The following is a 25,909-nucleotide window of genomic DNA, read 5'->3' on the forward strand; positions in this document are numbered from 1 at the left end:
GCGGGGACCGGCCGCCGCCTTCCACCCGCCCTACGGTCGGGCCCCGGGCTCGAAAGGCCTCACGGTCGGGCACCGGCCGCACCGAGGCGTGCCGCGTACCACCGCCGGACCAGCGGCCAGGTCGCGATCCCGATGCCCAGGGCGATGAGGTGCCCCCAGTTCGTCATCGGATCGGCGTAGGCGAGCAGGTCCTGGAGCAGCATCCAGCCGAACCCGGCCAGCAGCGGCAGACGCTGCCACAGCGGCAGCAGGCCGACCAGGGCGCCGATCCCGGCTGCGACGCCGAAACTGACGCCGTAGTCGAGGCGGTGCAGGGAGCTGTCGGGGAGGTGCCCGGCCAGGACCGCCAGGCCCACCGGGACCTCCGTCGCGAGCGTGGCGAGGACGTGCCCGAGCAGGAAGACGCCGGCGGTGCGCACGCCTCCGATCCGCCGTTCCAGCGCGGTCAGCACCAGCACGAAGGCGACGGCGAACGGCGAGGTCACCCCGCCCGCCACCCACAGCGCGCTGCCGACCAGCACCAGCTCCGGCGTGCGCACCAGGTGCGTGACATCCGTGCTGGAGCCCTGGAGCAGGGCGTGCACGAGGGCGGGATCCGCGTGCGCGGAGACCAGCGAGGTGAGGCAGAGGAGGAGCGCGTATCCGAAGGTGAACGGCGTGCCGGTGGGGGTGGGCAGCAACCGCCAGGGGCGCACACCGGACAGCAGCAGCCACGGGCGCAGCCGGCGCCGGGGCCCCGCCACCGGTCCGGACCACCGACCCGGCCGCCGTGCTCCCGCGACCGCCCGCTCGCCTTCCGCGACCGCCCGCTCGCCCTGACCCCGCTGCCGCGGCACCCCGTCCAGCAGCCGCGGCGCATCGGCGTCAGGCGCGCCGGTCGGCGTCGGTGCGGCCGTATCGCGGGGCGGTGCGGCCGTATCGCGGGGCGGTGCGGCCGTGTCGCCGGGCGGCGCGGTGCGTTCCACCACCGGCACTCCTTCCGTCGGGTCCCAGCCTTCGCTCCGGACACTCCACTGTCTGTGACCCTCGCCACGCGAGAGCCGATTCACAGCAACCCGAAAGCCCCGCTCCGCGTCCCCGCGTCGCCCGCGAGGCCCGGCGAAATGCGAGGCGCCACTCCGTCCACTCCTGTCAGGATGCCCCCATGCCTTCCTCGTACGACATTCCCGATGTCCTGGACCGTCGCGAGGGCCCCCACGGCGAGGTGGTGCTGCGGCGGCACGGTGACCGGCTGGAGATCATCGCCAACGGCTGTTTCCTGATGGACACCTCCGACGGCCGCTCGGAGCGGCGGCTGGTCGACGCGGCACTGGACGCCCTGGCCGGCCGGGATCGCCCCGACGTCCTGATCGGCGGACTCGGCGTCGGCTTCTCCCTCGCCCACGCCGCGGCGGACCCGCGCTGGGGGCGGATCACGGTGGTGGAACGCGAGCACGCGATCGTCGAATGGCACCGCGACGGCCCGCTCTCCACACTCTCGGCCCGGGCCTTGGCCGACCCCCGCACACACATCGTCGAGGCCGATCTCGTCGCACACGTCAATGAGACATCCGACACGTACGACGCCCTGTGCCTCGACATCGACAACGGACCCGACTGGACCGTTACGGAGGGCAACGGAAATCTCTACCGGGAAGCCGGACTGACAAGCTGCGCAAGGGTGTTGAGACCCGGTGGGGTTCTGGCCGTCTGGTCCGCCCAGCCGTCACCGGAATTCGAGGGAACCTTGCGGAATGCCGGGTTCCAACAGGTGCGTACCGAAGAGATCCCGGTTGCCCGGGGCGTTCCCGACGTCGTACACCTCGCCATCCGCCCTGGATAGCAAAGGCGTACTGACTCCCCGTACGCTGCTCCCCTGACGCCGATCATTCAAGCGTCAATCGCAACCATGCGCAGGCATAGCCAGTCAGAAGGAATCACCCCACTGATTCCGGAAAGCACACCCCAGGGGCGGGCGATGGAGCAGACACAGACCTCCCACAACGGTTCGGCGACGGCTTCTCCGGGCGCGCAGCGCCGGGTCCTGGTGGTCGAGGACGACGCGACGATCGTGGACGCCATCGCGACCCGCCTGCGGGCCGAGGGATTCCTCGTGCAAACAGCGGGCGACGGCCCGGCCGCGGTCGACACGGCCGAGGCGTGGCAGCCCGACCTGCTGATCCTCGACATCATGCTGCCCGGCTTCGACGGGCTGGAGGTCTGCCGGCGCGTGCAGGCCGCCCGCCCGGTGCCGGTGATGATGCTCACCGCGCGCGACGACGAGACCGACATGCTGGTCGGCCTCGGTGTCGGCGCCGACGACTACATGACCAAGCCGTTCTCGATGCGGGAGCTGGCGGCGCGCGTGCACGTCCTGCTGCGCCGGGTGGAGCGGGCCGCCATCGCGGCGGCCACCCCCCGCTCGGGCATCCTGCGCCTGGGCGAGCTGGAGATCGACCACGCCCAGCGCCGGGTCCGGGTGCGCAGCGAGGACGTCCACCTCACGCCCACCGAGTTCGACCTGCTGGTGTGCCTGGCCAACACGCCGCGCGCGGTGCTCTCCCGTGAGCAGCTCCTCGCCGAGGTCTGGGACTGGGCTGACGCCTCCGGCACCCGCACGGTCGACAGCCACATCAAGGCCCTGCGCCGGAAGATCGGCGCCGAGCGGATCCGCACGGTGCACGGCGTGGGTTACGCCCTGGAGACCCCGACGCCATGAGCGGCGGGCCGGCCGCACGGAGAAACCCCGGGGAGAACCCCTGGGGCGGGGTGAGCCCGTTCTCGATCAAGACCAAGCTGGGCGCGCTGGTCGTCATCTCGGTGCTGATCACCACAGGCCTGTCGGTGATCGCGGTGCACACCAAGACGGAGCTGCGCTTCATCACGGTCTTCTCGATGATCGCCACGCTTCTCATTACGCAGTTCGTGGCCCATTCACTCACCGCACCGCTGGACGAGATGACCGCGGTGGCCCGTTCCATCTCGCAGGGCGACTACACCCGCCGCACGCGGGAGAACCGCCGTGACGAGCTGGGCGACCTGGCCGTGACGATCAACGCCATGGCCGACGAGCTGGAGGCCCAGGACAGCCAGCGCAAGGAACTCGTGGCGAATGTCTCGCACGAGCTGCGCACGCCCATCGCGGGCCTGCGCGCGGTGCTGGAGAACATCGTCGACGGCGTCACGCAGGCCGACCCGGAGACCATGCGCACCGCCCTGAAGCAGACCGAGCGCCTCGGGCGGCTGGTGGAGACGCTGCTGGACCTGTCCCGCCTCGACAACGGCGTCGTACCGCTGAAACAGCGGCGGTTCGAGGTGTGGCCGTACCTGTCGGGCGTCCTGAAGGAGGCCAACATGGTCGCCTCCGTACGCGCGGGCATCGCCACCGGTTCGGGCAGTCACACCCGTACGGACGTCCATCTGCACCTCGACGTCCATCCACCGGAGTTGACCGCGCACGCCGACCCGGAGCGCATCCACCAGGTCGTCGCCAATCTCATCGACAACGCGGTCAAGCACAGCCCGCCGCACGGCCGGGTGACGGTCAAGGCGCGGCGCGGTGCCCTGCCGGAGTCGCTGGAGCTGGAGGTCCTGGACGAGGGCCCCGGCATTCCGAAGTCCGAGTGGCACCGGGTCTTCGAGCGGTTCAACCGCGGCAGCGCCAAGCGGCCGCAGGGGCCGGGCAGCGACGGCGGCACGGGTCTCGGCCTGGCCATCGCCCGCTGGGCCGTGGACCTGCACGGGGGCCGTATCGGAGTGGCCGAATCCGAGCGGGGTTGTCGGATTCTTGTCACTCTTCCGGGACTGTCATCTGTGCCAAGTTGACGTAAAGTTCGAAGCGGAGTCACAAGATCCACGGGCGTCCGCGCTGACGGACACGTGTGATCAGGCACGGGCCCGCGCCATCGGCGCCCTGGGCCCTGCCCCGCTCTTGCCTCATTAAGCGGAACCACGCTTGTTTCCCGCCATTTCAAGCCCCGAAACACGGTTCCAGATGTGATGTGCACGACGTTGAACGGGCCCGGCCTGACCTTCCCCCTCCAGGGGGCGTAGCCTTGATTCCCGCTGTCCATCATCTTGTGAAGCGGAAGAGGGCGGTTGCCGCCGTGTCGCCACAGTCCCCCAGTAACTCGAGCATCTCGACCGACACCGACCAAGCAGGGAAGAACCCTGCCGCGTCGTTCGGTGCCAACGAGTGGCTCGTCGACGAGATCTATCAGCAGTACCTCCAGGACCCGAATTCGGTAGACCGAGCCTGGTGGGACTTCTTCGCCGACTACAAGCCAGGGGCGGCCGCCGCCTCGGCTCCGGCGGGTACCGCGGCCGCGGGGGCCGCCGGGACCTCCCCCACGCTCGAATCCACTCGCGCGGGGGGACCCCCATCCGCTCAGCAGGCGGCTCCGGCCGCCCCCGCCCAGGCGCCCGCGCCTGCGGCCGAGAAGGCCGACAAGCCCGCCGCCGCTCCGGCCCCCGCCCAGGCGCAGGCCCCGGCCCAGCCGAAGCCCGCCGCGCAGGCCCCGGCCCCCGCTCCGGCCCAGGCCGCCGCTCCCGCGAAGGCCGCCCCGGCCCCCGTGAAGCCGGCCGCCGCCAAGCAGGCCGCCCCGGCGAAGAAGGCGGAGCCCGCCACCGAGGCCCCCTCGGGCCCCGAGCAGGTCGTGCTGCGCGGCCCCGCCGCCGCGGTCGCCAAGAACATGAACGCCTCCCTGGAGGTGCCCACGGCCACGTCCGTGCGCGCGGTCCCGGTGAAGCTGCTGTTCGACAACCGCATCGTCATCAACAACCACCTGAAGCGCGCCCGGGGCGGGAAGATCTCCTTCACGCACCTGATCGGCTACGCGATGGTGCAGGCCATCAAGGCCATGCCGTCGATGAACTACTCCTTCGCGGAGAAGGACGGCAAGCCGACCCTGGTCAAGCCGGAGCACGTCAACTTCGGCCTCGCTATCGACCTGGTCAAGCCCAACGGCGACCGCCAGCTCGTGGTCGCGGGCATCAAGAAGGCCGAGACGCTGAACTTCTTCGAGTTCTGGCAGGCCTACGAGGACATCGTCCGCCGCGCCCGCGACGGCAAGCTGGGCATGGACGACTTCACCGGCGTGACGGTCTCCCTGACCAACCCCGGCGGCCTCGGCACCGTCCACTCCGTGCCGCGCCTGATGCCCGGCCAGTCGGTGATCATGGGCGTCGGCTCCATGGACTACCCGGCCGAGTTCCAGGGCACGTCCCAGGACACGCTGAACAAGCTCGGCATCTCGAAGGTCATGACGCTCACGTCGACCTACGACCACCGGGTCATCCAGGGCGCCGCCTCCGGCGAGTTCCTGCGGATCGTCGCGAACCTCCTCCTCGGTGAGAACGGCTTCTACGACGACATCTTCGAGGCGCTGCGCATCCCCTACGAGCCGGTCCGCTGGCTCAAGGACATCGACGCGTCCCACGACGACGACGTCACCAAGGCCGCCCGCGTCTTCGAGCTGATCCACTCCTACCGGGTCCGCGGCCACGTCATGGCCGACACCGACCCGCTGGAGTACCAGCAGCGCAAGCACCCCGACCTGGACATCACCGAGCACGGGCTCACGCTGTGGGACCTGGAGCGCGAGTTCGCCGTCGGCGGCTTCTCGGGCAAGTCGATGATGAAGCTGCGCGACATCCTCGGCGTCCTGCGCGACTCGTACTGCCGCACCACCGGCATCGAGTTCATGCACATCCAGGACCCCAAGCAGCGCAAGTGGATCCAGGACCGCGTGGAGCGGCCGCACTCCAAGCCGGAGCGCGAGGAGCAACTGCGCATCCTGCGCCGGCTGAACGCGGCCGAGGCGTTCGAGACCTTCCTGCAGACGAAGTACGTCGGCCAGAAGCGCTTCTCCCTGGAGGGCGGCGAGTCCGTCATCCCGCTGCTGGACGCCGTGCTGGACTCGGCCGCCGAGTCCCGCCTGGACGAGGTCGTCATCGGCATGGCCCACCGCGGCCGGCTGAACGTCCTCGCCAACATCGTCGGCAAGTCGTACGCGCAGATCTTCCGTGAGTTCGAGGGCAACCTCGACCCGAAGTCGATGCACGGCTCCGGTGACGTGAAGTACCACCTGGGCGCCGAGGGCACCTTCACCGGTCTCGACGGCGAGCAGATCAAGGTCTCCCTGGTCGCGAACCCCTCGCACCTGGAGGCGGTGGACCCGGTCCTGGAGGGCGTCTCGCGCGCCAAGCAGGACATCATCAACAAGGGCGGCACGGACTTCACCGTCCTGCCGGTGGCGATCCACGGCGACGCGGCCTTCGCGGGCCAGGGCGTGGTGGCCGAGACCCTGAACATGTCGCAGCTGCGCGGCTACCGCACCGGCGGCACGGTCCACATCGTCATCAACAACCAGGTCGGCTTCACCGCGGCCCCCGAGTCCTCGCGTTCCTCCATGTACGCGACGGACGTGGCCCGCATGATCGAGGCCCCGATCTTCCACGTGAACGGCGACGACCCGGAGGCCGTGGTCCGTGTCGCGCGGCTCGCCTTCGAGTTCCGCCAGGCGTTCAACAAGGACGTGGTGATCGACCTCATCTGCTACCGCCGCCGCGGTCACAACGAGTCGGACAACCCGGCCTTCACCCAGCCGCTGATGTACGACCTGATCGACAAGAAGCGCTCGGTGCGCAAGCTCTACACCGAGTCCCTCATCGGTCGCGGCGACATCACCCTGGAAGAGGCCGAGCAGGCCCTGCAGGACTACCAGGGTCAGCTGGAGAAGGTCTTCACGGAGGTCCGTGAGGCCACCTCCCAGCCGGGCACGGTCGAGTCCTCGGACCCGCAGGCCGAGTTCCCGGTCGCCGTGAACACCGCGGTGACCACGGAGGTCGTCAAGCGGATCGCCGAGTCCCAGGTCAACATCCCCGACAACATCACCGTGCACCCGCGTCTGCTGCCGCAGCTGCAGCGCCGGGCGTCGATGGTCGAGGACGGCACGATCGACTGGGGCATGGGCGAGACCCTCGCGATCGGTTCCCTCCTGCTGGAGGGCGTCCCGGTCCGTCTGGCGGGCCAGGACTCGCAGCGCGGTACGTTCGGCCAGCGCCACGCGGTCATCATCGACCGCAGCACGGGCGACGAGTACACGCCGCTGCAGTACCTCTCCGAGGACCAGGCGCGGCTCAACGTCTACAACTCCCTCCTCTCCGAGTACGCGGCAATGGGCTTCGAGTACGGCTACTCGCTGGCCCGCCCCGAGGCGCTCGTGATGTGGGAGGCGCAGTTCGGCGACTTCGTCAACGGCGCCCAGACGGTCGTGGACGAGTTCATCTCGTCGGCCGAGCAGAAGTGGGCCCAGACGTCCGGCGTCGTCCTGCTGCTGCCGCACGGCTACGAGGGTCAGGGCCCGGACCACTCCTCGGCCCGCCCTGAGCGCTTCCTGCAGATGTGCGCGCAGAACAACATGACGGTCGCCATGCCGACGTCGCCGTCGAACTACTTCCACCTCCTGCGGTGGCAGGTGCACAACCCGCACCACAAGCCGCTGGTGGTCTTCACGCCGAAGTCGATGCTGCGTCTGAAGGCGGCGGCGGCGAAGGCGGAGGAGTTCACGACCGGGCAGTTCCAGCCGGTCATCGGCGACTCCTCGGTCGACGCGGCCGCGGTCAAGAAGGTCGTCTTCTGCGCCGGCAAGGTCTACTACGACCTCGAGGCCGAGCGTCAGAAGCGTGGCGTGACGGACACGGCGATCATCCGCATCGAGCGCCTGTACCCGCTGCCGGGTGCCGAGCTCCAGGCGGAGATCAAGAAGTACCCGAACGCCGAGAAGTACCTGTGGGCGCAGGAGGAGCCGGCGAACCAGGGTGCCTGGCCGTTCATCGCGCTCAACCTGATCGACCACCTGGACCTGGCGGTCGGCGCGGACGTCCCGCACGGCGAGCGGCTGCGGCGCATCTCGCGCCCGCACGGCTCGTCCCCGGCGGTGGGTTCCGCGAAGCGCCACCAGGCCGAGCAGGAGCAGCTGGTGCGTGAGGTGTTCGAGGCGTAATCGCCTCCCGCGTTGCGCGTGGCCGGGCCGCATCCCCACTCCGGGGGTGCGGCCCGGCCGTTTTCGCGCACCTATCCTTGAGGCATGTACTTCACGGACCGTGGCATCGAGGAACTGGAGAAGCGGCGCGGCGAGGAGGAAGTCACCTTCGAGTGGCTCGCCGAGCAACTGCGGACGTTCGTCGATCTCAATCCCGACTTCGAGGTGCCGGTGGAGCGGTTGGCCACGTGGCTGGCGCGACTGGACGACGAGGACGAGGAGTAGGACCGGTTCCGGCCGCGGCGGGCAGGGTCCGAGGGACCGGCTCCGGCAGCTTCGGGGACGGTGCGCAGGGACCGGCTCCGGCAGCTTCGGGGACGGTGCGCAGGGACCGGCAGCCACCCGAGCGACGAGCACGGGCCGGATTCGGCCCGGCCGCTCCCAGGGCGTCAGTCGCGCGGTTGCGTGAAGGCGTGGGCCAGGCCCAGTGCGCCGTGCGCGAGAAGCAGGGCGCCTGCCGTGACCCAGCCCCAGCCGCCGCTGCGCCTGCGCAGGCCCCAGGACAGTAGCGGCGCGCCCGCCGCCAGCTGCGCCAGAGCCAGTGCGCGCGCCCCGGGGCCGCCGGTCCAGGGCATCCAGGGCCCGAGGCGGCTGTGGCCGAGGGTGTCGCGTTCCGCCACCGCGTCACTCCGACCCGGCCATTCGAAGGGCAGGCTGTCCGGCATGCGGGCGGTGGCCTCCAGCAGGCGGCCGGCGGGTTCGCCGGGGGCAAGTCCGGCGGGCAGTACGACACCCACACGCGCGAGGACCGCGAGCAGCCCGCGCAGACGGGTACCGGCGTCGGCCTCTGAGTCGGTTTCGGCCAGCGCATCGAGGGCCTGGACGTCCAGAACGGGGTCGAGACCCATGCGTGCGGCGAAGGTGTGCAGGGCCTCGCCCTCCCCCACCGGCACACCGCTCGCGAGCCACACGAAGCCGACCGGGCGGCGGAAGCCGGACGCGAGGGTGAACCCCGCGTGGTCGGCGTCCCACCACAGGGCGAGGACGGGCCAGGGCGCGCCGACGGCGAGTGCCGTGGCCCAGCCGGTGGCCACGCGGTCGACGGGTTCGGTGCCGTCCCGCCAGGGCCCGCCGCCGGGGACGAGGACGCTCCATGCGTCGCCCGCGCGCGTGAGGCGCATCGGCGCCCGCAGCATACGGGCGACAGGCGCGACGGACGCGGGTGCCGCCTTGCACAGCAGGAGAGCCCCGATGGGGGGTTCGGTGCGGGCGGCTTCCGTCGACATGGTCACACGCTAGGCCGATTCATCCCATTTTGAGCAGTTCTGACCGCCCCACCCTCCCCGAAACGGGTGTCTTGACTTTCCGTGACCGCGATATATCGTGAAACGAGATGACGCGATATGGCGCGTTGAGTCGGGGAGGTCTCCACCATGTCCGAGTGGTCCGTCACAGAACCGCGGAAGCTCACGTTCGACGAGCCCGTGAGCGACCTGAAGGTGCGTCTCGTCAACGGAACGGTGAACGTGGTGGGCACGGACGAAGGTTCCGCCCGCCTGGAGATCTCCGAGATCGAGGGACCACCCCTGGTGGTGACCCGGCAGGACGGCGTCCTCACCGTGGCCTACGAGGACCTGCCCTGGAAGGGCTTCCTGAAGTGGCTGGACCCCAAGGGCTGGCGCCGCAGCGCGGTGGTCTCCCTGGCCGTCCCGTCCGGCACCCGCGTGGAGGTGGGCGTGGTCGGCGCGGCCGCCGTGGTCTCCGGGATCCACGGCCCGTCGGTGGTGAAGGGCGTCACCGGCGACACGACACTGCTGGGCCTGTCCGGCCCGGTGCGCGCCGAGACGGTCTCCGGCAGCCTGGAGGCCCAGGGCGTGACCGGCGACCTGCGGTTCAACTCCGTCTCCGGCGACCTCACGGTACTCGAGGGCTCCGGCGCCTCCGTGCGGGCGGAATCGGTCAGCGGCTCGATGATCGTCGACCTCGACCCGAACGGCCCGACGGACGTCCGGCTGACCAGCGTCTCGGGCGAGATCGCGATCCGGCTCCCGTACCCGGCGGACGCGGAGGTCGAGGCGAACACGGCGAGCGGCTCCCTCTCCAACGCCTTCGACGGGCTTCGGGTGCACGGCCAGTGGGGCGCCCACAAGATCACGGGCCGCCTCGGCGCGGGCACCGGCAAGCTGCGGGCCACCACCGTCTCCGGCTCGATCGCCCTGCTCCGTCGCCCCTCCGGAGAGGGCGATCACGACGACGAGCCACGGGGCACCCGCCCCGGCAGCGGCGACGCGACGGCAGCCCCGGCGAGCGGCCCCCAGGACGGCTCGGGAGACAATTCCGCCTCCGGCCCGGGCGACGACCCCACCACCGTCCCGGTCGACGGCACAACCGACAAGAAGGTGCTCTGACATGCCCCCCGTCTTCGCCCACGGCCGCCTCCGCCTCTACCTGCTGAAGCTGCTGGACGAGGCGCCCCGTCACGGTTACGAGGTGATCCGCCTCCTCGAGGAGCGCTTCCAGGGGCTGTACGCGCCATCGGCGGGCACCGTCTACCCGCGGCTGGCCAAGCTGGAGGCCGAGGGCCTGGTCACCCACACCACCGAGGGCGGCCGCAAGGTCTACTCGATCACGGACGCGGGCCGCGCCGAACTGGCCGACCGCAGCGGCGAGCTGGCCGACCTGGAACTGGAGATCCGGGAGTCGGTCGCCGAACTGGCCGCGGAGATCCAGGCCGACGTGCGCGGAGCCGCCGGAGACCTGCGCCGCGAGATGCGCGCGGCGGCGACGGAGGCCCGCCGGGGCAACGGCACCACGACTGACGGCCCGACGGGCACCCCCCACGGCGACTTCTCGCAGTACGGCGACAACGAGGCCTGGCGCATCGCCAAGGAGGAGATGCGCCGCGCCCGGCTGGAGTGGAAGGAGCAGGCCCGGCGCGCCAAGGACGAGAGCCGCCGCGCCCGCGAGGACGCCCAGCGCGCGCGCCGCCAGGCGAAGGAGGCCCAGGAGCAGGCCCGGGTCCAGGCCCAGGAGCAGGTGCAGCGCATCACCCGCCGCGTCCAGGAGCAGGTCCAGGACCACTTCGCCCGCGGCGACTGGCCGACAGGTCTGCGCGAGGGCCTGAGCGAACTGGTCAAGGAGGTGGGAGAGTTCGGAAAGGACTACGGCAAGGACTTCGGCAAGGACCTGGGCTTCGACTGGCCCGGTACCGGCAAGCCCACCACGGAGCCGACCCACGCCCATCCCCCGGAGGACTTCCCGGCCGCCTATGAACCGGCCTGGGCCCACGAGGACACCGCGGACTCCACCGGCGACCCGGCCCGCGACCTGGACCGCCTGCTCGACCGTTTCCGGGACGACATCCGTGACGCGGCCCGCGACCACGGCGTCACCCCCGGCCAACTGCGTGACGCCCGCCGCCATCTGTCGACGGCGGCGACCCACATAGGGGCCCTCCTGCGCACGCAGCAGAAGTAGGCGCCCGGGATACAGCCCTTCAGCCGGCCTTGGCCTCGCCGCCACTCCCGTACAGCACCCGCACCAGGGACGCGTACGTCACCCCGTGGTCGGCGAGGACCTCGGCCGGCACTCCGGGACCGGCGGTCAGGGCCAGCAGAATGTGCTCGTCCCCGATGTGCCGGTCCCGCTGGGCGAGAGCGACCCGCAAGGAGCGCTCCAGCACGCCCTTGGAGCCCCGTCCGAAGGAGGTGCGCCCCGACCACCACCGCTTGTCCGTCCGGTCCCCGGCCAGGGCACCGACCCCGTGCGTCTCCTCCACCCGGGCGACGATCTCCGCCACGTCGATCCCCAGCCCCGCGAGCGCATCGGTCTCGGCCTGCGTCAGCCCGGCCCGCCGCCGCGCCTCACGCAGCGCCTCGCGCACGGATTCCCGCCGCTCACCGAGCCCGAGAGCGGCGAGCGCGAAGGACCCACGACTGCCCTCCCGGTCGAGCAGAGCGAGCAGCAGGTGCTCAGGCTCCACACACCCACCGCCCCCAACGCCCCCCTCCACATACGCGTAAGCGCCCTTGACCACATCCCTGGCGTCTTTCGTGAACCGCTCGAACATCAATGCCTCCCGTACTTCTTGTGCACGGCCTGCCTGCTCACACCGAGTTCGGTGGCGATCTCCTGCCAGGACCAGCCGTGGTTGCGCGCATTGCGCACCTGTACGGCTTCCAGCTGCTCCAGCAGCCGACGCAGCGCGGCGACGGCCCGCAGGCCGACCCGTGGATCACGGTCACCCGCACGCTCGGCCAGATCCGTTGCTTCGGTCATGCAGTCAACCTACGTTGACACCGCGCCCACGTCAACCACAGTTGACAAACGAAAACGGCCGGCCCACCCGGGACCGACCGTCGACGCACCTGAAGGACACTCAGGAATTGGTGAGCACGACCTTTCCGAACTGCTCACCCGATGCCAGCCGCTCAAAGCCCTCCCGCGCCCGGTCCATCGGCATGACCTCGTCGATGACCGGCCGGACACCGGTGGCTGCACAGAACGACAGCAGATCCTCCAGCTCGTCCTTGGTGCCCATCGTGGATCCGACGACCTTGAGTTCCAGGAAGAAGATCCGGGTCAGTTCGGCGCGCGAAGGCCGGTCGCCGCTGGTGGCGCCGGAGATGACCAGCGTGCCGCCGGGCTTCAGCGACTTCACCGAATGCGACCAGGTGGCGGCCCCGACGGTCTCGATGACGGCGTCCACCCGCTGCGGCAGCCGCGCCCCGGACTCCAGCGCCTCGACGGCACCGAGCTCCAGGGCCCGCTTCCGCTTGGCCTCGTCCCGGCTGGTGGCGAAGACCCGCAGCCCCGCGGCCTTGCCCAGCACGATGGCGGCCGTGGCGACACCACCACCGGCACCCTGCACCAGCACGGAGTCCCCGGGCCGTACCCCCGCGTTGGTGAACAGCATCCGATACGCGGTCAGCCACGCGGTCGGCAGGCACGCCGCTTCCGCGAAGGAGAGCTCCTTGGGCTTGGGCAGGATGTTCCAGGTCGGCACGGAGACCTGCTCGGCGAAGGTGCCCTGATAGCGCTCGGTGAGGATGGAACGGGGTTCCTTCGGGCCGACTCCGTGCCCGCTCTGTCCGATCACGGAGTGCAGGACGACCTCGTTGCCCTCCTCGTCGACACCGGCGGCGTCACAGCCGAGGATCATCGGCAGCTTGTCCTCTGCGAGGCCCACGCCGCGCAGGGACCAGAGGTCGTGGTGGTTGAGGGAGGCGGCCTTGACCGTGACGGTGCTCCAGCCGGGACGGGCCTCGGGAGCCGGACGCTCCCCCAACTCCAGGCCGGACAGCGGCTGGTCGCGGTCGATTCGGGCGGCATAGACAGCGAACATGACTGTGACGATAGGTTCCGCGAGGGACCGAAGGAACCACCCACCCCTGTGAGACACACCCTCTTGCCAGGCAAGCGACGATGCTGTGCGCCTGCGACACGAGCCACGCCGCACCCGCACCCGCACCCACGGACGGCGAGAAGGGGACGTGTCGGGGGCCGCCCGCAGCGGTTGGCGCGTCAACGCCGGTCAGTCGGTCATGAGGTCCATCGCGCCGTTCCGAGGACGGACACTCCCCCGGCGCGGCCCCGACCCCCACTCGGCGCAAGGCTAAAACGCGCACTCCCACACGGCGGTCACCACCCGAACAGCTGCACCCGGATGCAAAGAAATGACCCCGCCCGATCCCGGGCGGGGCCACATCGCACCAACGTCAGGTCGGCGTCAGCGCCGCGCCACACCCTCGGCCCGGGCAGCCGCCGCCACCGCGGCGGTGACCGCCGGAGCGACCCGCTCGTCGAACGGCGACGGGATGACGTAGTCGGCGGCGAGATCGTCCCCGACCACGGCCGCCAGCGCCTCGGCGGCGGCCAGCTTCATCCCCTCGGTGATCCGCGAGGCCCGCACCTGCAGAGCCCCGGCGAAGATCCCCGGGAAGGCCAGCACGTTGTTGATCTGGTTCGGGAAGTCCGACCGACCGGTCGCGACGACCGCCGCGTACTTGTGCGCCACCTCGGGGTGCACCTCGGGGTTCGGGTTCGCCATGGCGAAGACGAACGCCCCCTTGGCCATCGTCGCCACCGCGGACTCCGCGACCGTGCCACCGGAGACCCCGATGAACACATCGGCCCCGTCCAGCGCCGCTTCCAGCGACCCGCTGATTCCGGCCTTGTTCGTGAACCCGGCCAGCTCCTGCTTCACCGCCGTGAGATCGTCCCGGTCCGCCGACACGACACCCTTGCGGTCGGCCACCGCGACATCCCCGATACCGGCCTCGACGAGCATCTTGGCGATGGCGACACCGGCCGCGCCGGCGCCCGAGATGACGGCCCGCAGCTCCCCGAGGGCCCGCCCGCTCAGCCGCGCGGCGTTCCGCAGGGCCGCCAGCGTCACCACGGCCGTACCGTGCTGGTCGTCGTGGAAGACCGGGATGTCCAGCCGCTCCTGGAGCTTGCGCTCGACCTCGAAGCACCGGGGTGCCGAGATGTCCTCCAGGTTGACGCCGCCGAAGGACGGCGCGAGCCGCACCACGGTCTCGACGATCTCGTCGACGTCCGTGCAGGCCAGGGCGATCGGAACCGCGTCCACGCCACCGAACTGCTTGAAAAGAATCGCCTTGCCCTCCATCACCGGGAGGGAGGCCTCGGGCCCGATGTCACCGAGGCCCAGCACGGCCGTACCGTCCGTCACGACGGCCACGACCGACGACTTCCACGTGTAGTCGTGCACGAGCTCCGGCTGCTCCGCGATCGCGCTGCACACCTTCGCGACGCCGGGCGTGTACGCCAGGGACAGGTCGTCCTTGTCACGGACCGGCACGGTGGCCTGCACAGCCATCTTGCCGCCGCGGTGCAACGCGAACGCCGGGTCGAAGGAGTCGAGGGGCTCCGCACTGCCCTCGTGCTCCGTGTCGCCGGTCTTGCTCTCGCTGCGAGGATTGACGATCTCCGCTGCCACTTCGTTTAACCCCTTAAATCTTCATTGTTTTGAGGGTGGCCACTCCTGGTGAGGGGTGGGCGGGCACCGCGCAGGCCCATGTCGTGCTTGTACGTGTATCCGTACGGGCGCGTACGCGACGGGCGCGCCGCACACGCGCCCTGAGCCCCGGATGAGGGGTGTAAAGACCCTTCTTACCGGACGGACGGCATCGACGACGAGTCCATAACGCGAAGGTCACATGACAGGGCACTGACTCTTCGTCCAAAATCAGGACAAGACCTGGACAAACCAGCTACACCCACTCAACCAGCCGTGAAGCCTGCGGCCCCCGTGTCGAAATCTCGGGATTTACCGAAGATCTTCCGGCCGGAACGGGTGATTCCTGCAGAAGGTCCGGCCGTGATGTACCGGAGTGATGCGGTTCGGGGGTCGCCCGTTATCCGATTTTGACATGGCTGGCCCCCAGAATCGCGCAGTCCGAATGGCAAGATGCCGTAATCACACGAGGTCGCGACACTCGAAGAGGTGTGCTCTCGTCGACCCACGGCACTGCCGAAACCTTCGGCGTGCCACGGCCGTGCCGACCCCATCGGCGGCGGCCCGCCCCATCGGCAACTCCACCCATCCGCCGGAGGAACCCACCATGACCGCAAGCTCCACCCGTCGTACGACCGCCGCGCACTCCCGGCTAGCAGCGGTCGGTGCGATCGCGGTCGCAGGCGCGCTGATGCTCACCGGATGCGGTGACCAGACCAAGGACACCGGCTCCAGCGACACCGCGGCCTCCGCCCCGCTCGCGGACAAGCTGCCGCAGGCCATCCGCGACAAGGGCGTCATCAAGGTCGGTTCCGACATCGCCTATGCCCCGGTCGAGTTCAAGGACAACTCGGGCAAGACGGTCGGCATCGACCCGGACCTCGCCGCTGCCATGGGCAAGCAGCTCGGGGTCGACTTCCAGTTCGAGAACGGCACCTTCGACACCCTGATCACGGGTCTGCGCTCCAAGCGGTACGACATCGCCATGTCCGCGATGACCGACACCAAGGACCGCCAGGAGGGCATCGACTCCGACACCGGAAAGAAGGTCGGCGAGGGCGTCGACTTCGTGGACTACTTCACGGCCGGTGTCTCGATCTACACCAAGAAGGGTGACGACCAGGGCATCAAGACCTGGTCCGACCTGTGCGGCAAGAAGATCGTGCTGCAGCGCGGCACGGTCTCCGAGGACCTCGCCAAGGCCGAGTCGAAGAAGTGCCCGGCGGGCAAGAAGATCGCCATCGAGCCCTACGACAACGACCAGCAGGCCCAGACCCGTCTGCGCGCGGGCGGCGCCGCCGCCGGCTCGTCCGACTTCCCGGTCGCCGCGTACGCGGTGAAGACCTCCGGCGGCGGCAAGGACTTCCAGATCGTCGGCGAGCAGGTCGAGGCCGCTCCGTACGGCATCGCGGTCGCCAAGAACCAGACGCAGCTGCGGGACGCCCTCAAGGCCGCTCTCGACGCCGTCATCAAGAACGGCGAGTACGAGAAGATCATGAAGAAGTGGGGCGTCACGGACGGCTCCGTGCAGGAAGCCACCATCAACGGCGGCAAGTGACCGCGCCCTAGCGGCACTGAAAGGCAACACCCGTGACTGTTGACATCGACAAGACGCCGGCCGACACGCCCCCGGCCGGACCGGAGGCCATCAAGGCCATTCCGGTCCGGCACTACGGGCGGTACATCTCCGCCGTCGTCGCGCTCGCCCTGCTGGGCGGCATCGTGTACGCGTTCTCCCAGGGCAAGATCAACTGGGGCGCGATCCCGGACTACTTCTTCGACGACCGCATCCTGAACGGCGTCGGCAAGACCCTGCTGCTGACCGTCCTGTCCATGGCGATCGGCGTCATCGGCGGCGTCGTGCTCGCCGTGATGCGGCTGTCGAAGAACCCGGTGACCTCGTCGATCGCGTGGTTCTACATCTGGTTCTTCCGCGGCACCCCGGTCCTGGTCCAGCTGATCGTCTGGTTCAACCTGGGCCTGGTCTTCGAGTACATCAACCTCGGGCCGTTCTACAAGGACGAGTGGTCGGACTTCATGACCCCGTTCCTGACGGCGCTGCTGGGCCTCGGCCTGAACGAGGCCGCATACATGGCGGAGATCTGCCGTGCCGGTCTGCTCTCGGTCGACGAGGGCCAGACCGAGGCGTCGCACGCGCTGGGCATGAGCCACGCCAGGACGCTGCGCCGGATCGTCATCCCGCAGGCGATGCGCGTGATCGTGCCGCCCACGGGCAACGAGGTCATCAACATGCTGAAGACGACCTCGCTGGTCTCGGTCGTCCAGTATCCGGAGCTGCTGCGCGCGGCCCAGGACATCGGCCAGACCTCCGGCGCCCCCGCCGAGATGCTGTTCCTGGCCGCGGCCTGGTACCTGCTGCTGACCTCGGTCTTCAGCGTCGGCCAGTACTACCTGGAGCGGTACTACGCGCGTGGTTCGAGCCGGTCGCTGCCGGCCACCCCGTTCCAGAAGATCAAGGCGAACGTGCTGTCCCTGTCCAACCGCTCGGCGTCGACGGGAGGCACCGCATGACCGCCATGGTCAAGGCCGAGGGCGTCCACAAGTCCTTCGGCCCCGTAGAAGTCCTCAAGGGCATCGACCTGGAGGTGAAGTCCGGCGAGGTGTTCTGCCTCATCGGCCCCTCCGGCTCCGGCAAGTCGACCTTCCTGAGGTGCATCAACCACCTGGAGAAGATCAACGCCGGCCGTCTGTACGTCGACGGCGATCTGGTCGGCTACCGGCAGAAGGGCGACAAGCTCTACGAGCTGAAGGACAGCGAGGTCGCGGTCAAGCGCCGGGACATCGGCATGGTCTTCCAGCGTTTCAACCTGTTCCCGCACATGACGTCCGTGGAGAACGTCATGGAGGCGCCGGTCCAGGTCAAGGGCGTGAGCAGGGGCAAGGCCCGCGAGCGCGCCCTGGAGCTGCTGGACCGGGTGGGCCTGGCCGACAAGGCGGGCAACTACCCCTCCCAGCTCTCCGGCGGCCAGCAGCAGCGCGTCGCCATCGCCCGGGCCCTCGCCATGGACCCGAAGCTGATGCTGTTCGACGAGCCGACCTCGGCACTGGACCCGGAGCTGGTGGGTGACGTCCTGGACGTCATGCGCGACCTGGCCGAGTCCGGCATGACGATGATCGTCGTCACCCACGAGATGGGCTTCGCCCGCGAGGTGGGCGACAGCCTGGTCTTCATGGACGGCGGCGTGGTGGTCGAATCCGGTCACCCGCGCGAGGTGCTGACCAACCCGCAGCACGAGCGGACGAAGTCGTTCCTGTCCAAGGTGCTCTGACGGTACGCACGGCGAGGGGGCGGTACGGAGTTTCCGTACCGCCCCCTTCGTGTGCGCTGCTCGAGGCCGGCGTCAGGGTGTCCGAGGGCGAGCACCACGCCGGTCCGGCCTCGCCGAAGCCCTTCTCGCGCGGCACGCGCGCGTGCCGCCGGGCCGAGGGGATGGCGCCGCGTGCGCGCCGTGGAACTCGTAGCGCCGGGCGGTGGGCGCCGCGAGGGCCGGGTTCTTCGCCGCGAGCTGCCACCGCTCGGTCCGGTCGAGCAGGTCCTCCTGTTTGGCCTGATCCGTACGGGTGTGCCGTGGCGCGCGCTCCGCCGCGTTGATCCGGGGCGGCGGCTCGTCGATCATGTGGTCCGCGTTCATCAGGACACCGTCGGCGCGGACGACCACCGCGATCCGGCCGCAGAGGTCGGCGAGGGGTTCCCGGTGCAGTCAGCCCTCGCGGTCGGGCGGGTACCACTCCCGCTGCCGGTCTCAGCTCTCCTGCCGGGCGTGCCAGTCGGCCGTGGCCGTGGTGGTGTCGGCGTTCGTCATCGAGCCCCTCCCTCGTAATACCCTGGATGCACCATCAGCTCTTACATGTGCACACGCTCGACCTCAGAGCCCCTCCGTAAGGACTACAAGTGGAATTGGCCTATTACTCGGACTATGCCGTACGCCTCGTCAACACCGAGGAACCGGCCCGGGGCAAGGACGCCCTGACGTCGGTGGAGGCCGTCCGCGACCTGTTCGGGCCCAGCCAGTCGGCGGCCCGCCGCGCTACCGACGCGGACGTGACCCGCTTCCGCTCGGTCCGGGCCCGGCTGCGTGCCGTCTTCGAGGCGGCCGACACCGGCGACGAGAGGCTCGCCGTCGACCTGCTGAACTCACTGCTGCTGGAGTTCCCGGTGAGCCCGCAGATCTCCGGGCACGACTTCCGCGACGACGACGGCCGCCCCCTGTGGCACATGCACCTGGCGGACCACCCGTCGAACGCGACGGCGGGCTACGCGGCGATCGCGGCGATGGGCCTGGCCTTCCACCTGACCGAGTACGGCGTGGACCGCCTCGGCCTGTGCGAGGCCGCCCCCTGCCGCAACGCCTACCTCGACACCTCCACCAACCGCTCCCGGCGCTACTGCTCCGACCGCTGCGCGACCCGCGCCAACGTGGCGGCCTACCGCGCCCGCAAACGCCTGGAGGCCACCCGGCCCGACCTGCCCGAGAGCACGGGCCTGGCCGCCGACAGCGCCCAGCCCAGCAGCGCCCAGGGCGACCGCCGGCCGGACCTGCGCGGCCGGTAGCGGAACCGGACCCGTCCCAGCACCAGGTCGTCGGGGACGACGCCGTAGTCGGTGCTGTCGCCGCCGGCGTACGCGTTGTCCCCGAGCACCCACCAGCCGCCGTCACGGCGCTGGGCGACCCGCTTGACGACCAGCAGGTCCTGCTGGAAGGGATGCCGCAGCACGACGACGTCGCCGGGCCTGACCCGGGCCCCGTAGTGCACCAGGAGCCGGTCGCCGTGGTACAGCGTGGGCACCATGGACGGCCCGGTGACCTCGGCCACACCGAAGGGCGGGGCCGGCCTCCCCCGCTCGAACTCCTGCGACAGCTCCGGCATCACCCGGCACCTCCCCGGTTCTTCCTCCACCAGTCTCAGTCTCACCCCGGACTTTTGTCCTAAGCCCATGGGGGCACCCGCGAAAAGCCGTCCCTCACGGAGTAATGTCCCCTGTGAGAAGACGATCACGAGGAAGGAATGCTCCATGCTTTCCCGCCTGTTTGCCCCCAAGGTCAAGGTCAGTGCCCACTGCGACCTTCCCTGCGGTGTGTACGACCCCGCCCAGGCCCGCATCGAGGCGGAGTCGGTGAAGGCCGTGCAGGAGAAGATGGCCGCCAACGACGACCCGCACTTCCAGACGCGCGCCACCGTCATCAAGGAGCAGCGCGCCGAGCTCGCGAAGCACCACGTCTCGGTGCTCTGGAGCGACTACTTCAAGCCCCCGCACTTCGAGAAGTACCCGGAGCTGCACCAGCTGGTCAACGACACCCTGAAGGCCCTCTCGGCCGCCAAGGGCTCGACCGACCCGGCCACCGGCCAGAAGGCGCTGGACTACATCGCCCAGATCGACAAGATCTTCTGGGAGACCAAGAAGGCTTGATCTCTCTCCAGGTCACCCGGCTCGCGACGCAGGCCGGGTGACAGGGGGCGGTGGGCCCCGTACCCGGTGACCGGGTACGGGGCCCACCGTCGTCCGCAGGGCAGGCCCCCTTGCGGCGGCCCGGGGCTCTCGCTCCGGCTGTTCCTTCTTGGCGGTGATGACGACGTCCGCTCTCGTCAGTCAGGCGGCAGCTCCGACCTTGGTGGGCTGCTCGGTGTGGGGGGTGGCTTCGCCGGGTTCGTTGATATTGCGCGCGTGCACCGGGTTGCGGCGCGAGACGAGGACGATGCCGGCGGCGAGGGCCGCGCCGGCCACGGCGACGGCGGCCGTCCCGAGGTCACCGCCGCGGTGCACGACCGCGGCGGCCAGTGCGCCGACCAGCGCGGCGGCGGGCAGGGTGACCGCCCAGGCGACCGCCATCCGGCCGGCGACACTCCAGCGGACCTCCGCGAGCCTGCGGCCGAGACCCGCGCCCAGGATGCTGCCCGAGGCCACCTGGGTGGTGGACAGCGCGAAGCCGAGGTGCGTGGACATCAGGATGACGGTCGCGGAGGCGGTCTCGGCGGCGAAGCCCTGCGGTGACCGGATCTCGGTGAGGCCCTTGCCCAGCGTGCGGATGATCCGCCAGCCGCCGAGGTAGGTACCCAGGCCGATGGCCAGGCCGGCGGACGCGACGACCCACAGGGGCGGGCCGGCGTGGTGGCCGAGGGCACCGGCCGAGATCAGCGTGAGGGTGATGACGCCCATGGTCTTCTGCGCGTCATTGGTGCCGTGGGCGAGAGAGACCAACGAGGCGGAGGCGATCTGGCCGATGCGGAAGCCCCGGGTGACGCAGTCCCCGCCGGCCCGGTCGGTGAGCCGGTAGGCGAGGTGGGTGGCGAGCAGCGCGGCGGCACCGGCCACGACGGGCGAGGCGACCGCCGGCACCAGCACCTTCTCGACGACCTTGCCGAAGTCGACGCCATGGCTGCCCGCCCCGACCCACACGGCCCCGATCAGCCCGCCGAACAGGGCGTGCGAGGAGCTCGAGGGCAGACCGATCAGCCAGGTCAGCAGGTTCCACAGGATCGCGCCGACCAGCCCCGCGAAGATCATGCCCGGGGAGACGAGGGCGTCGTCGACGATGCCGTCCGAGATGGTCCTGGCGACCTCGGTGGACAGGAAGGCGCCGACGACGTTGAGGACACCGCTGATCAGGACCGCCGTACGGGGTGCGAGCGCACCGGTGGCGATGGATGTGGCCATCGCGTTCGCCGTGTCGTGGAAACCGTTGGTGAAGTCGAAGGCGAGTGCCGTGATGATGACGGCCGCCACGAGGAACGTGATGTGGTCCATTGCTGAATGCAAACAGCGCAGGTCGCCGGATGGGGATCGGTGCGGCGGGGGCCGGTCGAGGTTCACGCAGGTGGCGGGGGCGCATGCCTCTACGATCGCGCCCATGAGGATCAGATGGACGTACGCCTTCATCGACCGCCCGCGCGCGGAGTTCGGCGCCGCCTGCGACTTCTGGACGGCGGTCACGGACACCCGCCTGTCCGAACTGCGCGGGGAGCACGGCGAGTTCGTCACCCTGCTCCCCGAGGGCGCCGACGCGTGCGTGAAGGTGCAGGCGGTCGGCCCGGGTTCCGGCGGTGCGCACCTCGACTTCTGCGTGGACGACGTGGTGGAGTTCGCCGCCGCGGCGGTACGGCTCGGCGCGGGTGTGGTGGCCGACCTCGGGTCGCTCGTCGTGCTGCGTTCGCCCGGCGGGCAGTTGTTCTGCGCGGATCCCTGGCGCGGTCAGTCGGCACGGCCGGCTGTGGTGCGGGGCAGCCGCCTCGACCAGGTGTGCGTGGACGTCCCGTGCTCGGCCTTCGAGGGCGAGGTCGCCTTCTGGAGCGCGCTGCTCGACGGCTGGGAGTCGGTACCGGGCGCCCTTCCGGAGTTCCACGTGGTCGAGCCGCCGCCCGGCCTGCCGCTCCGTCTGCTCCTGCAACGCCTCGGCGACGAGGGGCCGGCCTCGGCCCACCTCGACCTCGCCTGCGCGGACGTCACGGCTACCAGGGCCCGCCACGAGCGCCTCGGAGCCGCCTTCGTGGCCGGTTTCTCCGGCTGGACGGTGATGCGCGACCCGTCGGGCGGCACGTACTGCCTGACGAGCCGGGATCCGGCGACGGGCGGGTCGCGCGGTCAGGGGAGGTCGGCGTAGGCGCAGGAGACGGTCCCGGCCTCCCCTGTCGTGGGGCAGGGCGGCAGGTCCGGTGGCTCGTCGGGATCCGTCCGCTGCCAGACGTACGGCCCCCGCGGCTCCGTGGTGTCCTGCATCCACAGCGTCAGACCGCCCGCGACGGCCACGAGCAGCGCCCACCCGATCACCACCCGGCGCCACATCGTGCGGCGCCGATCCCCCGGTACACCCATGCCCCACACGTTAGTGCGGTGGCGGACGAGGTTTGCGTGACGGGACGAACCCCCGCCTGCCGCAGTAACTACTCACCCAACCGCGCCGCCCTGGCCCGGAGGTAACGCTGCTCGGGCAGGCTGAGGGTCTGGGCCGCCGCCGACTCGTAGGCGGCCCGGGCGGCTTGGGGCTCGCCGGCGCGTTCCAGGAGGTGGCCTCGTACGGCGTCCAGGCGGTGGCCCCTCAACTCGTTTGCCAGCGCCTCGACTTCGGTCAGGCCTGCGTGCGGGCCGTGGACCATGGCGACGGCGACCGCGCGATTGAGACGTTCGACCGGGCCGGGGACCATGCCGACCAGGACGTCGTACAGACCCAGGATCTCGGCCCAGTCCGTCGCCTCGGGCGAGGCCGCCTCGTCGTGCACGGCGGCGATCGCGGCCCGCAGCTGGAACGGCCCAGGGCGGCCCCGGGACAGGGCCCGGGTGACCAGTACGACGCCCTCCTCGATCGCCGCCCGGTCCCAGCGCTCGCGGTCCTGCTCGTCGAGGGGGATCAGCTCACCGTGCGGACCGCTGCGCGCGTCACGCCGGGCGTCGGTGAGCAGCATCAGCGCGAGCAGACCGGCCACCTCGCAGTCGCCGGGCAGCAGCCGGTGGACCGTGCGGGTCAGCCGCACGGCCTCGCCCGCGAGGTCGCGGCGTTGCAACGTGGTGCCCGAGGTGGCCGTGTAGCCCTCGTTGAAGATCAGGTAGAGCGTCTGCAGGACGGACGGCAGCCGCCGCTTCCAGTGGTCCGGGCGGCCGAAGCGCACACCCCGCACCTTCTGCTTGGCCCGGCTGACCCGCTGCGCCATCGTCGCTTCCGGTACCAGAAACGCCCGCGCGATCTCCGCGGTGGACAGACCGCCCACGGCACGCAGGGTGAGCGCGATCTGCGCGGGCGGCGACAGGTCCGGGTGGCAGCACAGGAACAGCAGCGACAGGGTGTCGTCCTCGCGCGGCGCCCGCTCCCCGGGCGGCGGGGCCGTGAAGGCGTCCCGGGGTGTGAGCGCGGCGGCCCGCTCCTCGCGCTGCCGCCGGGCCTGGTCGCTGCGCAGGGCATCGGTGAGCCGCCGCGAGGCCACCTTGATCAGCCAGCCGCGCGGATTGTCGGGTACGCCCGCGTCGGGCCACTGCCCGGCCGCCGCGAGCAGCGCCTCCTGCACGGCGTCCTCAGCGGCGTCGAAGTGCCCGTACCGTCTGACCAGCGCGCCGAGGACCTGCGGCGCGTTGCCGCGCAGCAGGTCCTCGATCTCGGGCGGGTTCCTCACGGACGTGTCCGTCGGTGCCGGCCGTCCGTCAGAGGTCCCCGGAGCCGTCCGGGATCGGGCGGATCACGACCGGGTGGTTGGGGGCACCGGCCGGCTGGGGGCAGCGGGAGACGCGGTCGGCGATCTCCGTGACCCGCTCCAGGCTCTCGCACTCCAGGACCCAGTAACCGGCCAGCAGCTCCTTGGTCTCGCTGTACGGCCCGTCGGTGATCACGGCCTTGCCGTCGTCGCCGAGGGTGACGTGCCGGGTCTGTGCCGGCTCGGCGAGGCCCTGCGCGTCGACGAGCTCACCGCTCTCGGAGAGGTCGTCGTTGATGGCGCCCATGTAGGCGAACATGGTCTGCACGTCCTCCTCGCTCCAAGCCGGGGAGCCCGCCGACGCCTTGCCCCGCATGGCCTCGTAGTCCGTCTGCGTGCCCTGCACCATGACCAGGTACTTCATCAGTCCGCTCCTTCGGCTCTCACCGCCCCGGTGGGCGGCTCTTCACAGGGGACGTCGGAGCCGGACGGCTCATCTCGACACGGGCTCAGGAATTTCTCGCGACGGTTCCCCCGGGGGCCGTTCCGGGTCCGTCCGGGGTCGCGCCGGGCCGGCCGGGGACCGCTTCACGCGGGTACGGGGCCGGGCCTGCGGGGCGGGAGGCGGCTTCGCTCCTGGGCACCGGCGTGGGCGGGTCGGTCTCCTCGGGGGCCGCGGGGTCCTGCCCGGGGTGGGCGCCCTCGACGGTGTGGCCGCTTTCGGCGGCTTCCGCGTCGTAGGACCCGCACTCCGGGTTTCGGCACGGGCCCGCCACCCATCGGGGGACCCAGGTGCCCAGCGTCTTGTGACGCCGGACGACCGTGTCCACTGGCTGTCCGCAGCTGGGACAGACGTGTTCTTCGCTGCCCATGTCCTCAGCGTAGGCCGGTCGCGGGCTCAGCGCTTCCTGCTGCACGTCCACCAGCGCGCCGTTCCTGAACGCGCGCACCGACTCCGGGGTGAACTGCGAGGTCACGACGGACGGGGCGGCTGTGGCCGGAGGGGCCGCGGGGAGAAAGCCAGGGCCGATGGCGCAGGTGGCTGCGGCAGGCCGCGTCTGCGCCGGTCGGGCCTAGGCGGGCTGCCGGTGCGCTCTGGGCTCGCGCCACATGGGCCACATCGCCGGGCCGTCCGGGAGGTCGAGGGCCGGGCCGACGGGCTCGAAGCCCAAGCGCTCGTACAGCTTGCGACTGCGGGCGCTGCTGGCCTCCAGGTAGGCGGGCAGGGCCGCACGGTCGCAGCGGTCGAGAACGGCCTCGATGAGCGCCGTACCGAGGCCCTCGCCCTGGCGGTCGGGTGCCACCCCGATCATCCAGAGGTACTCGTGGGCCCGCCCGGTGGGATGAATGGCGGCCGTCAGCCGGCCGATCATCTCGATGCGCTCGTTGTCGGGATCGACGGCCTCCCGTACCTGGGCCGGACCTTCGTCCTCGGTGGCACCGTCGTGGCCGGCGGGGTCGTCGTGGTCCCCGTCGGCGGGCATGGGGAGCCACAGGGCACAGGCCGAGCCGTCCTCGGTGACATCGATGCGGCCGGCCGCGAGCACGATGTCGGTGAAGGCGGCCATGAGCCCGGGATGCTTGGCACGGCGCTCCTCCGCTCCGGGGAAGACCCAGCCGCTCACGGGGTCGTCCTGGAACGCTTCGTCCAGCAGCCGGACGATCAGCTCCCTGTCCCCTGTGCCCGCCGTCCGGATGGCCACGCCCATGCCCCGCCCCTTCGCTCGTCCCGACGGGCGCTGATGGTAGGGGGGTTGGCCCGCGCGCGGTGATGCGAGCAGGATCTTGGCGGGATTCAGTCGAACGTTTGCCCAAACTCGATCGATTC

Annotated in this window: 25 protein-coding genes and 2 pseudogenes; 13 read left to right on the plus strand and 14 right to left on the minus strand. The window is 70.6% G+C overall.

Annotated elements, in window-relative coordinates; translation table 11 throughout:
- Positions 1 to 59: 59 nt before the first annotated feature.
- Positions 60 to 965, minus strand: coding sequence for a rhomboid-like protein (locus tag AB0B29_RS32895; RefSeq protein WP_362245675.1), 906 nt, complete (start codon positions 963 to 965; stop codon positions 60 to 62).
- A gap of 179 nt (positions 966 to 1,144) precedes the next feature.
- Here AB0B29_RS32895 and AB0B29_RS32900 point away from each other — a divergent pair, with 179 nt between their 5' ends.
- The 5 genes from AB0B29_RS32900 to AB0B29_RS32920 all read left to right on the plus strand — a co-directional run bounded on the left by AB0B29_RS32900 (position 1,145) and on the right by AB0B29_RS32920 (position 8,249).
- Complete coding sequence (locus tag AB0B29_RS32900) at positions 1,145 to 1,822, plus strand: spermidine synthase (RefSeq protein ID WP_362245552.1); 678 nt, start codon at positions 1,145 to 1,147, stop codon at positions 1,820 to 1,822.
- A gap of 135 nt (positions 1,823 to 1,957) precedes the next feature.
- Complete coding sequence (locus AB0B29_RS32905) at positions 1,958 to 2,698, plus strand: response regulator transcription factor (protein WP_362245554.1); 741 nt, start codon at positions 1,958 to 1,960, stop codon at positions 2,696 to 2,698.
- A complete protein-coding gene (locus AB0B29_RS32910) occupies positions 2,695 to 3,804 on the plus strand; it encodes a HAMP domain-containing sensor histidine kinase (protein WP_352098397.1) in 1,110 nt (369 codons plus the stop codon). The genes AB0B29_RS32905 and AB0B29_RS32910 overlap by 4 nt, the downstream gene beginning before the upstream one ends.
- 281 nt (positions 3,805 to 4,085) lie before the next feature.
- On the plus strand, positions 4,086 to 7,985 hold the full coding sequence (locus AB0B29_RS32915; RefSeq protein WP_362245556.1) for a multifunctional oxoglutarate decarboxylase/oxoglutarate dehydrogenase thiamine pyrophosphate-binding subunit/dihydrolipoyllysine-residue succinyltransferase subunit: 3,900 nt from the start codon (positions 4,086 to 4,088) through the stop codon (positions 7,983 to 7,985).
- An 84-nt stretch (positions 7,986 to 8,069) separates the two neighbouring features.
- Entirely contained in the window at positions 8,070 to 8,249 is a 180-nt protein-coding gene (locus AB0B29_RS32920; protein ID WP_023586593.1) for a DUF6104 family protein, read from the plus strand.
- Between the two features lie 164 nt (positions 8,250 to 8,413).
- Here AB0B29_RS32920 and AB0B29_RS32925 read toward each other — a convergent pair whose 3' ends face one another.
- On the minus strand, positions 8,414 to 9,250 hold the full coding sequence (locus AB0B29_RS32925; RefSeq protein ID WP_362245558.1) for a hypothetical protein: 837 nt from the start codon (positions 9,248 to 9,250) through the stop codon (positions 8,414 to 8,416).
- Between the two features lie 147 nt (positions 9,251 to 9,397).
- Between AB0B29_RS32925 and AB0B29_RS32930 the strand changes: the two genes are divergently transcribed.
- Positions 9,398 to 10,372, plus strand: a complete 975-nt coding sequence (locus AB0B29_RS32930; RefSeq protein WP_362245560.1) for a DUF4097 family beta strand repeat-containing protein — start codon at positions 9,398 to 9,400, stop codon at positions 10,370 to 10,372.
- Position 10,373: 1 nt separating this feature from the next.
- Positions 10,374 to 11,441: a PadR family transcriptional regulator gene (locus AB0B29_RS32935; protein WP_362245562.1), complete on the plus strand. Its 1,068-nt coding sequence runs from the start codon at positions 10,374 to 10,376 to the stop codon at positions 11,439 to 11,441.
- A gap of 19 nt (positions 11,442 to 11,460) precedes the next feature.
- Here the strand turns inward: AB0B29_RS32935 and AB0B29_RS32940 are convergent, their stop codons facing one another.
- From AB0B29_RS32940 to AB0B29_RS32955, 4 genes are all read right to left on the minus strand, one after another.
- Positions 11,461 to 12,033: a Clp protease N-terminal domain-containing protein gene (locus AB0B29_RS32940; RefSeq protein WP_362245564.1), complete on the minus strand. Its 573-nt coding sequence runs from the start codon at positions 12,031 to 12,033 to the stop codon at positions 11,461 to 11,463.
- On the minus strand, positions 12,033 to 12,242 hold the full coding sequence (locus tag AB0B29_RS32945) for an HTH domain-containing protein (protein ID WP_024884443.1): 210 nt from the start codon (positions 12,240 to 12,242) through the stop codon (positions 12,033 to 12,035). The genes AB0B29_RS32940 and AB0B29_RS32945 overlap by 1 nt, the downstream gene beginning before the upstream one ends.
- 100 nt (positions 12,243 to 12,342) lie before the next feature.
- Positions 12,343 to 13,308, minus strand: a complete 966-nt coding sequence (locus AB0B29_RS32950) for a zinc-binding dehydrogenase (RefSeq protein ID WP_362245566.1) — start codon at positions 13,306 to 13,308, stop codon at positions 12,343 to 12,345.
- A 384-nt stretch (positions 13,309 to 13,692) separates the two neighbouring features.
- On the minus strand, positions 13,693 to 14,925 hold the full coding sequence (locus AB0B29_RS32955) for an NAD(P)-dependent malic enzyme (RefSeq protein ID WP_362245568.1): 1,233 nt from the start codon (positions 14,923 to 14,925) through the stop codon (positions 13,693 to 13,695).
- A 625-nt stretch (positions 14,926 to 15,550) separates the two neighbouring features.
- Here AB0B29_RS32955 and AB0B29_RS32960 point away from each other — a divergent pair.
- The 3 genes from AB0B29_RS32960 to AB0B29_RS32970 are packed head-to-tail and all read left to right on the plus strand — an operon-like array spanning position 15,551 to position 18,233.
- The gene (locus AB0B29_RS32960) at positions 15,551 to 16,501 is read left to right on the plus strand and encodes an ABC transporter substrate-binding protein (protein WP_362245570.1); all 951 of its coding nucleotides are present in this window, start codon (positions 15,551 to 15,553) and stop codon (positions 16,499 to 16,501) included.
- A 32-nt stretch (positions 16,502 to 16,533) separates the two neighbouring features.
- Positions 16,534 to 17,475: an amino acid ABC transporter permease gene (locus tag AB0B29_RS32965; protein ID WP_362245572.1), complete on the plus strand. Its 942-nt coding sequence runs from the start codon at positions 16,534 to 16,536 to the stop codon at positions 17,473 to 17,475.
- Positions 17,472 to 18,233 (plus strand): amino acid ABC transporter ATP-binding protein, encoded by a 762-nt coding sequence (locus tag AB0B29_RS32970; RefSeq protein ID WP_031103312.1) that lies wholly within the window; start codon positions 17,472 to 17,474, stop codon positions 18,231 to 18,233. Before AB0B29_RS32965 ends, AB0B29_RS32970 begins: the two co-directional genes overlap by 4 nt.
- 73 nt (positions 18,234 to 18,306) lie before the next feature.
- On the opposite strand, the pseudogene AB0B29_RS32975 reads toward AB0B29_RS32970, so the two are convergent.
- Positions 18,307 to 18,665 (minus strand): annotated as a pseudogene (locus AB0B29_RS32975) (SAM-dependent methyltransferase); the annotation flags it as partial.
- 191 nt (positions 18,666 to 18,856) lie between these two features.
- On the opposite strand from AB0B29_RS32975, the gene AB0B29_RS32980 reads away from it, so the two are divergent.
- The gene (locus tag AB0B29_RS32980; RefSeq protein WP_362245574.1) at positions 18,857 to 19,516 is read left to right on the plus strand and encodes a CGNR zinc finger domain-containing protein; all 660 of its coding nucleotides are present in this window, start codon (positions 18,857 to 18,859) and stop codon (positions 19,514 to 19,516) included.
- A 65-nt stretch (positions 19,517 to 19,581) separates the two neighbouring features.
- Here AB0B29_RS32980 and sodX read toward each other — a convergent pair.
- A pseudogene (gene sodX, locus AB0B29_RS32985) lies at positions 19,582 to 20,067 on the minus strand (nickel-type superoxide dismutase maturation protease); the annotation flags it as partial.
- On the opposite strand from sodX, the gene sodN reads away from it, so the two are divergent.
- Positions 19,979 to 20,374 carry a superoxide dismutase, Ni gene (gene sodN, locus AB0B29_RS32990; RefSeq protein WP_215207465.1) on the plus strand — a complete coding sequence of 132 codons (396 nt, stop codon included), beginning with the start codon at positions 19,979 to 19,981 and terminating at the stop codon, positions 20,372 to 20,374. The pseudogene sodX and the gene sodN overlap by 89 nt on opposite strands.
- 180 nt (positions 20,375 to 20,554) lie before the next feature.
- Here sodN and AB0B29_RS32995 read toward each other — a convergent pair whose 3' ends face one another.
- The gene (locus AB0B29_RS32995; RefSeq protein ID WP_362245576.1) at positions 20,555 to 21,709 is read right to left on the minus strand and encodes an inorganic phosphate transporter; all 1,155 of its coding nucleotides are present in this window, start codon (positions 21,707 to 21,709) and stop codon (positions 20,555 to 20,557) included.
- A 103-nt stretch (positions 21,710 to 21,812) separates the two neighbouring features.
- Here AB0B29_RS32995 and AB0B29_RS33000 point away from each other — a divergent pair, with 103 nt between their 5' ends.
- On the plus strand, positions 21,813 to 22,562 hold the full coding sequence (locus AB0B29_RS33000) for a VOC family protein (protein ID WP_362245578.1): 750 nt from the start codon (positions 21,813 to 21,815) through the stop codon (positions 22,560 to 22,562).
- Here the strand turns inward: AB0B29_RS33000 and AB0B29_RS33005 are convergent.
- The 5 genes from AB0B29_RS33005 to AB0B29_RS33025 form a co-directional block, all read right to left on the minus strand.
- A complete protein-coding gene (locus tag AB0B29_RS33005) occupies positions 22,544 to 22,774 on the minus strand; it encodes a hypothetical protein (protein ID WP_362245580.1) in 231 nt (76 codons plus the stop codon). The genes AB0B29_RS33000 and AB0B29_RS33005 overlap by 19 nt on opposite strands.
- A 68-nt stretch (positions 22,775 to 22,842) precedes the next feature.
- Positions 22,843 to 24,063 carry an RNA polymerase sigma factor gene (locus AB0B29_RS33010; RefSeq protein ID WP_362245582.1) on the minus strand — a complete coding sequence of 407 codons (1,221 nt, stop codon included), beginning with the start codon at positions 24,061 to 24,063 and terminating at the stop codon, positions 22,843 to 22,845.
- Between the two features lie 28 nt (positions 24,064 to 24,091).
- Entirely contained in the window at positions 24,092 to 24,505 is a 414-nt protein-coding gene (locus AB0B29_RS33015; RefSeq protein WP_362245584.1) for a YciI family protein, read from the minus strand.
- Between the two features lie 85 nt (positions 24,506 to 24,590).
- Positions 24,591 to 24,953 (minus strand): hypothetical protein, encoded by a 363-nt coding sequence (locus AB0B29_RS33020; RefSeq protein WP_362245681.1) that lies wholly within the window; start codon positions 24,951 to 24,953, stop codon positions 24,591 to 24,593.
- A gap of 201 nt (positions 24,954 to 25,154) precedes the next feature.
- Positions 25,155 to 25,790 (minus strand): GNAT family N-acetyltransferase, encoded by a 636-nt coding sequence (locus AB0B29_RS33025; RefSeq protein WP_362245586.1) that lies wholly within the window; start codon positions 25,788 to 25,790, stop codon positions 25,155 to 25,157.
- Between the last annotated feature and the right edge of the window lie 119 nt (positions 25,791 to 25,909).

The sequence above is a fragment of the Streptomyces tibetensis genome (genome assembly GCF_040647715.1).
In the GTDB taxonomy this organism is placed as follows: Bacteria; Actinomycetota; Actinomycetes; order Streptomycetales; family Streptomycetaceae; genus Streptomyces; species Streptomyces tibetensis_A.

Coding starts and splice junctions, on each gene's coding strand:
- AB0B29_RS32900 (WP_362245552.1), top strand. CDS start 1,145: ATGCCTTCCTCGTACGACATTCCCGATGTCCTGGACCGTCGCGAGGGC.
- AB0B29_RS32905 (WP_362245554.1), top strand. CDS start 1,958: ATGGAGCAGACACAGACCTCCCACAACGGTTCGGCGACGGCTTCTCCG.
- AB0B29_RS32910 (WP_352098397.1), top strand. CDS start 2,695: ATGAGCGGCGGGCCGGCCGCACGGAGAAACCCCGGGGAGAACCCCTGG.
- AB0B29_RS32920 (WP_023586593.1), top strand. CDS start 8,070: ATGTACTTCACGGACCGTGGCATCGAGGAACTGGAGAAGCGGCGCGGC.
- AB0B29_RS32925 (WP_362245558.1), bottom strand. CDS start 9,250: ATGTCGACGGAAGCCGCCCGCACCGAACCCCCCATCGGGGCTCTCCTG.
- AB0B29_RS32930 (WP_362245560.1), top strand. CDS start 9,398: ATGTCCGAGTGGTCCGTCACAGAACCGCGGAAGCTCACGTTCGACGAG.
- AB0B29_RS32935 (WP_362245562.1), top strand. CDS start 10,374: ATGCCCCCCGTCTTCGCCCACGGCCGCCTCCGCCTCTACCTGCTGAAG.
- AB0B29_RS32940 (WP_362245564.1), bottom strand. CDS start 12,033: ATGTTCGAGCGGTTCACGAAAGACGCCAGGGATGTGGTCAAGGGCGCT.
- AB0B29_RS32945 (WP_024884443.1), bottom strand. CDS start 12,242: ATGACCGAAGCAACGGATCTGGCCGAGCGTGCGGGTGACCGTGATCCA.
- AB0B29_RS32950 (WP_362245566.1), bottom strand. CDS start 13,308: ATGTTCGCTGTCTATGCCGCCCGAATCGACCGCGACCAGCCGCTGTCC.
- AB0B29_RS32960 (WP_362245570.1), top strand. CDS start 15,551: ATGACCGCAAGCTCCACCCGTCGTACGACCGCCGCGCACTCCCGGCTA.
- AB0B29_RS32970 (WP_031103312.1), top strand. CDS start 17,472: ATGACCGCCATGGTCAAGGCCGAGGGCGTCCACAAGTCCTTCGGCCCC.
- sodN (WP_215207465.1), top strand. CDS start 19,979: ATGCTTTCCCGCCTGTTTGCCCCCAAGGTCAAGGTCAGTGCCCACTGC.
- AB0B29_RS32995 (WP_362245576.1), bottom strand. CDS start 21,709: ATGGACCACATCACGTTCCTCGTGGCGGCCGTCATCATCACGGCACTC.
- AB0B29_RS33000 (WP_362245578.1), top strand. CDS start 21,813: ATGAGGATCAGATGGACGTACGCCTTCATCGACCGCCCGCGCGCGGAG.
- AB0B29_RS33005 (WP_362245580.1), bottom strand. CDS start 22,774: ATGGGTGTACCGGGGGATCGGCGCCGCACGATGTGGCGCCGGGTGGTG.
- AB0B29_RS33015 (WP_362245584.1), bottom strand. CDS start 24,505: ATGAAGTACCTGGTCATGGTGCAGGGCACGCAGACGGACTACGAGGCC.
- AB0B29_RS33020 (WP_362245681.1), bottom strand. CDS start 24,953: ATGGGCAGCGAAGAACACGTCTGTCCCAGCTGCGGACAGCCAGTGGAC.
- AB0B29_RS33025 (WP_362245586.1), bottom strand. CDS start 25,790: ATGGGCGTGGCCATCCGGACGGCGGGCACAGGGGACAGGGAGCTGATC.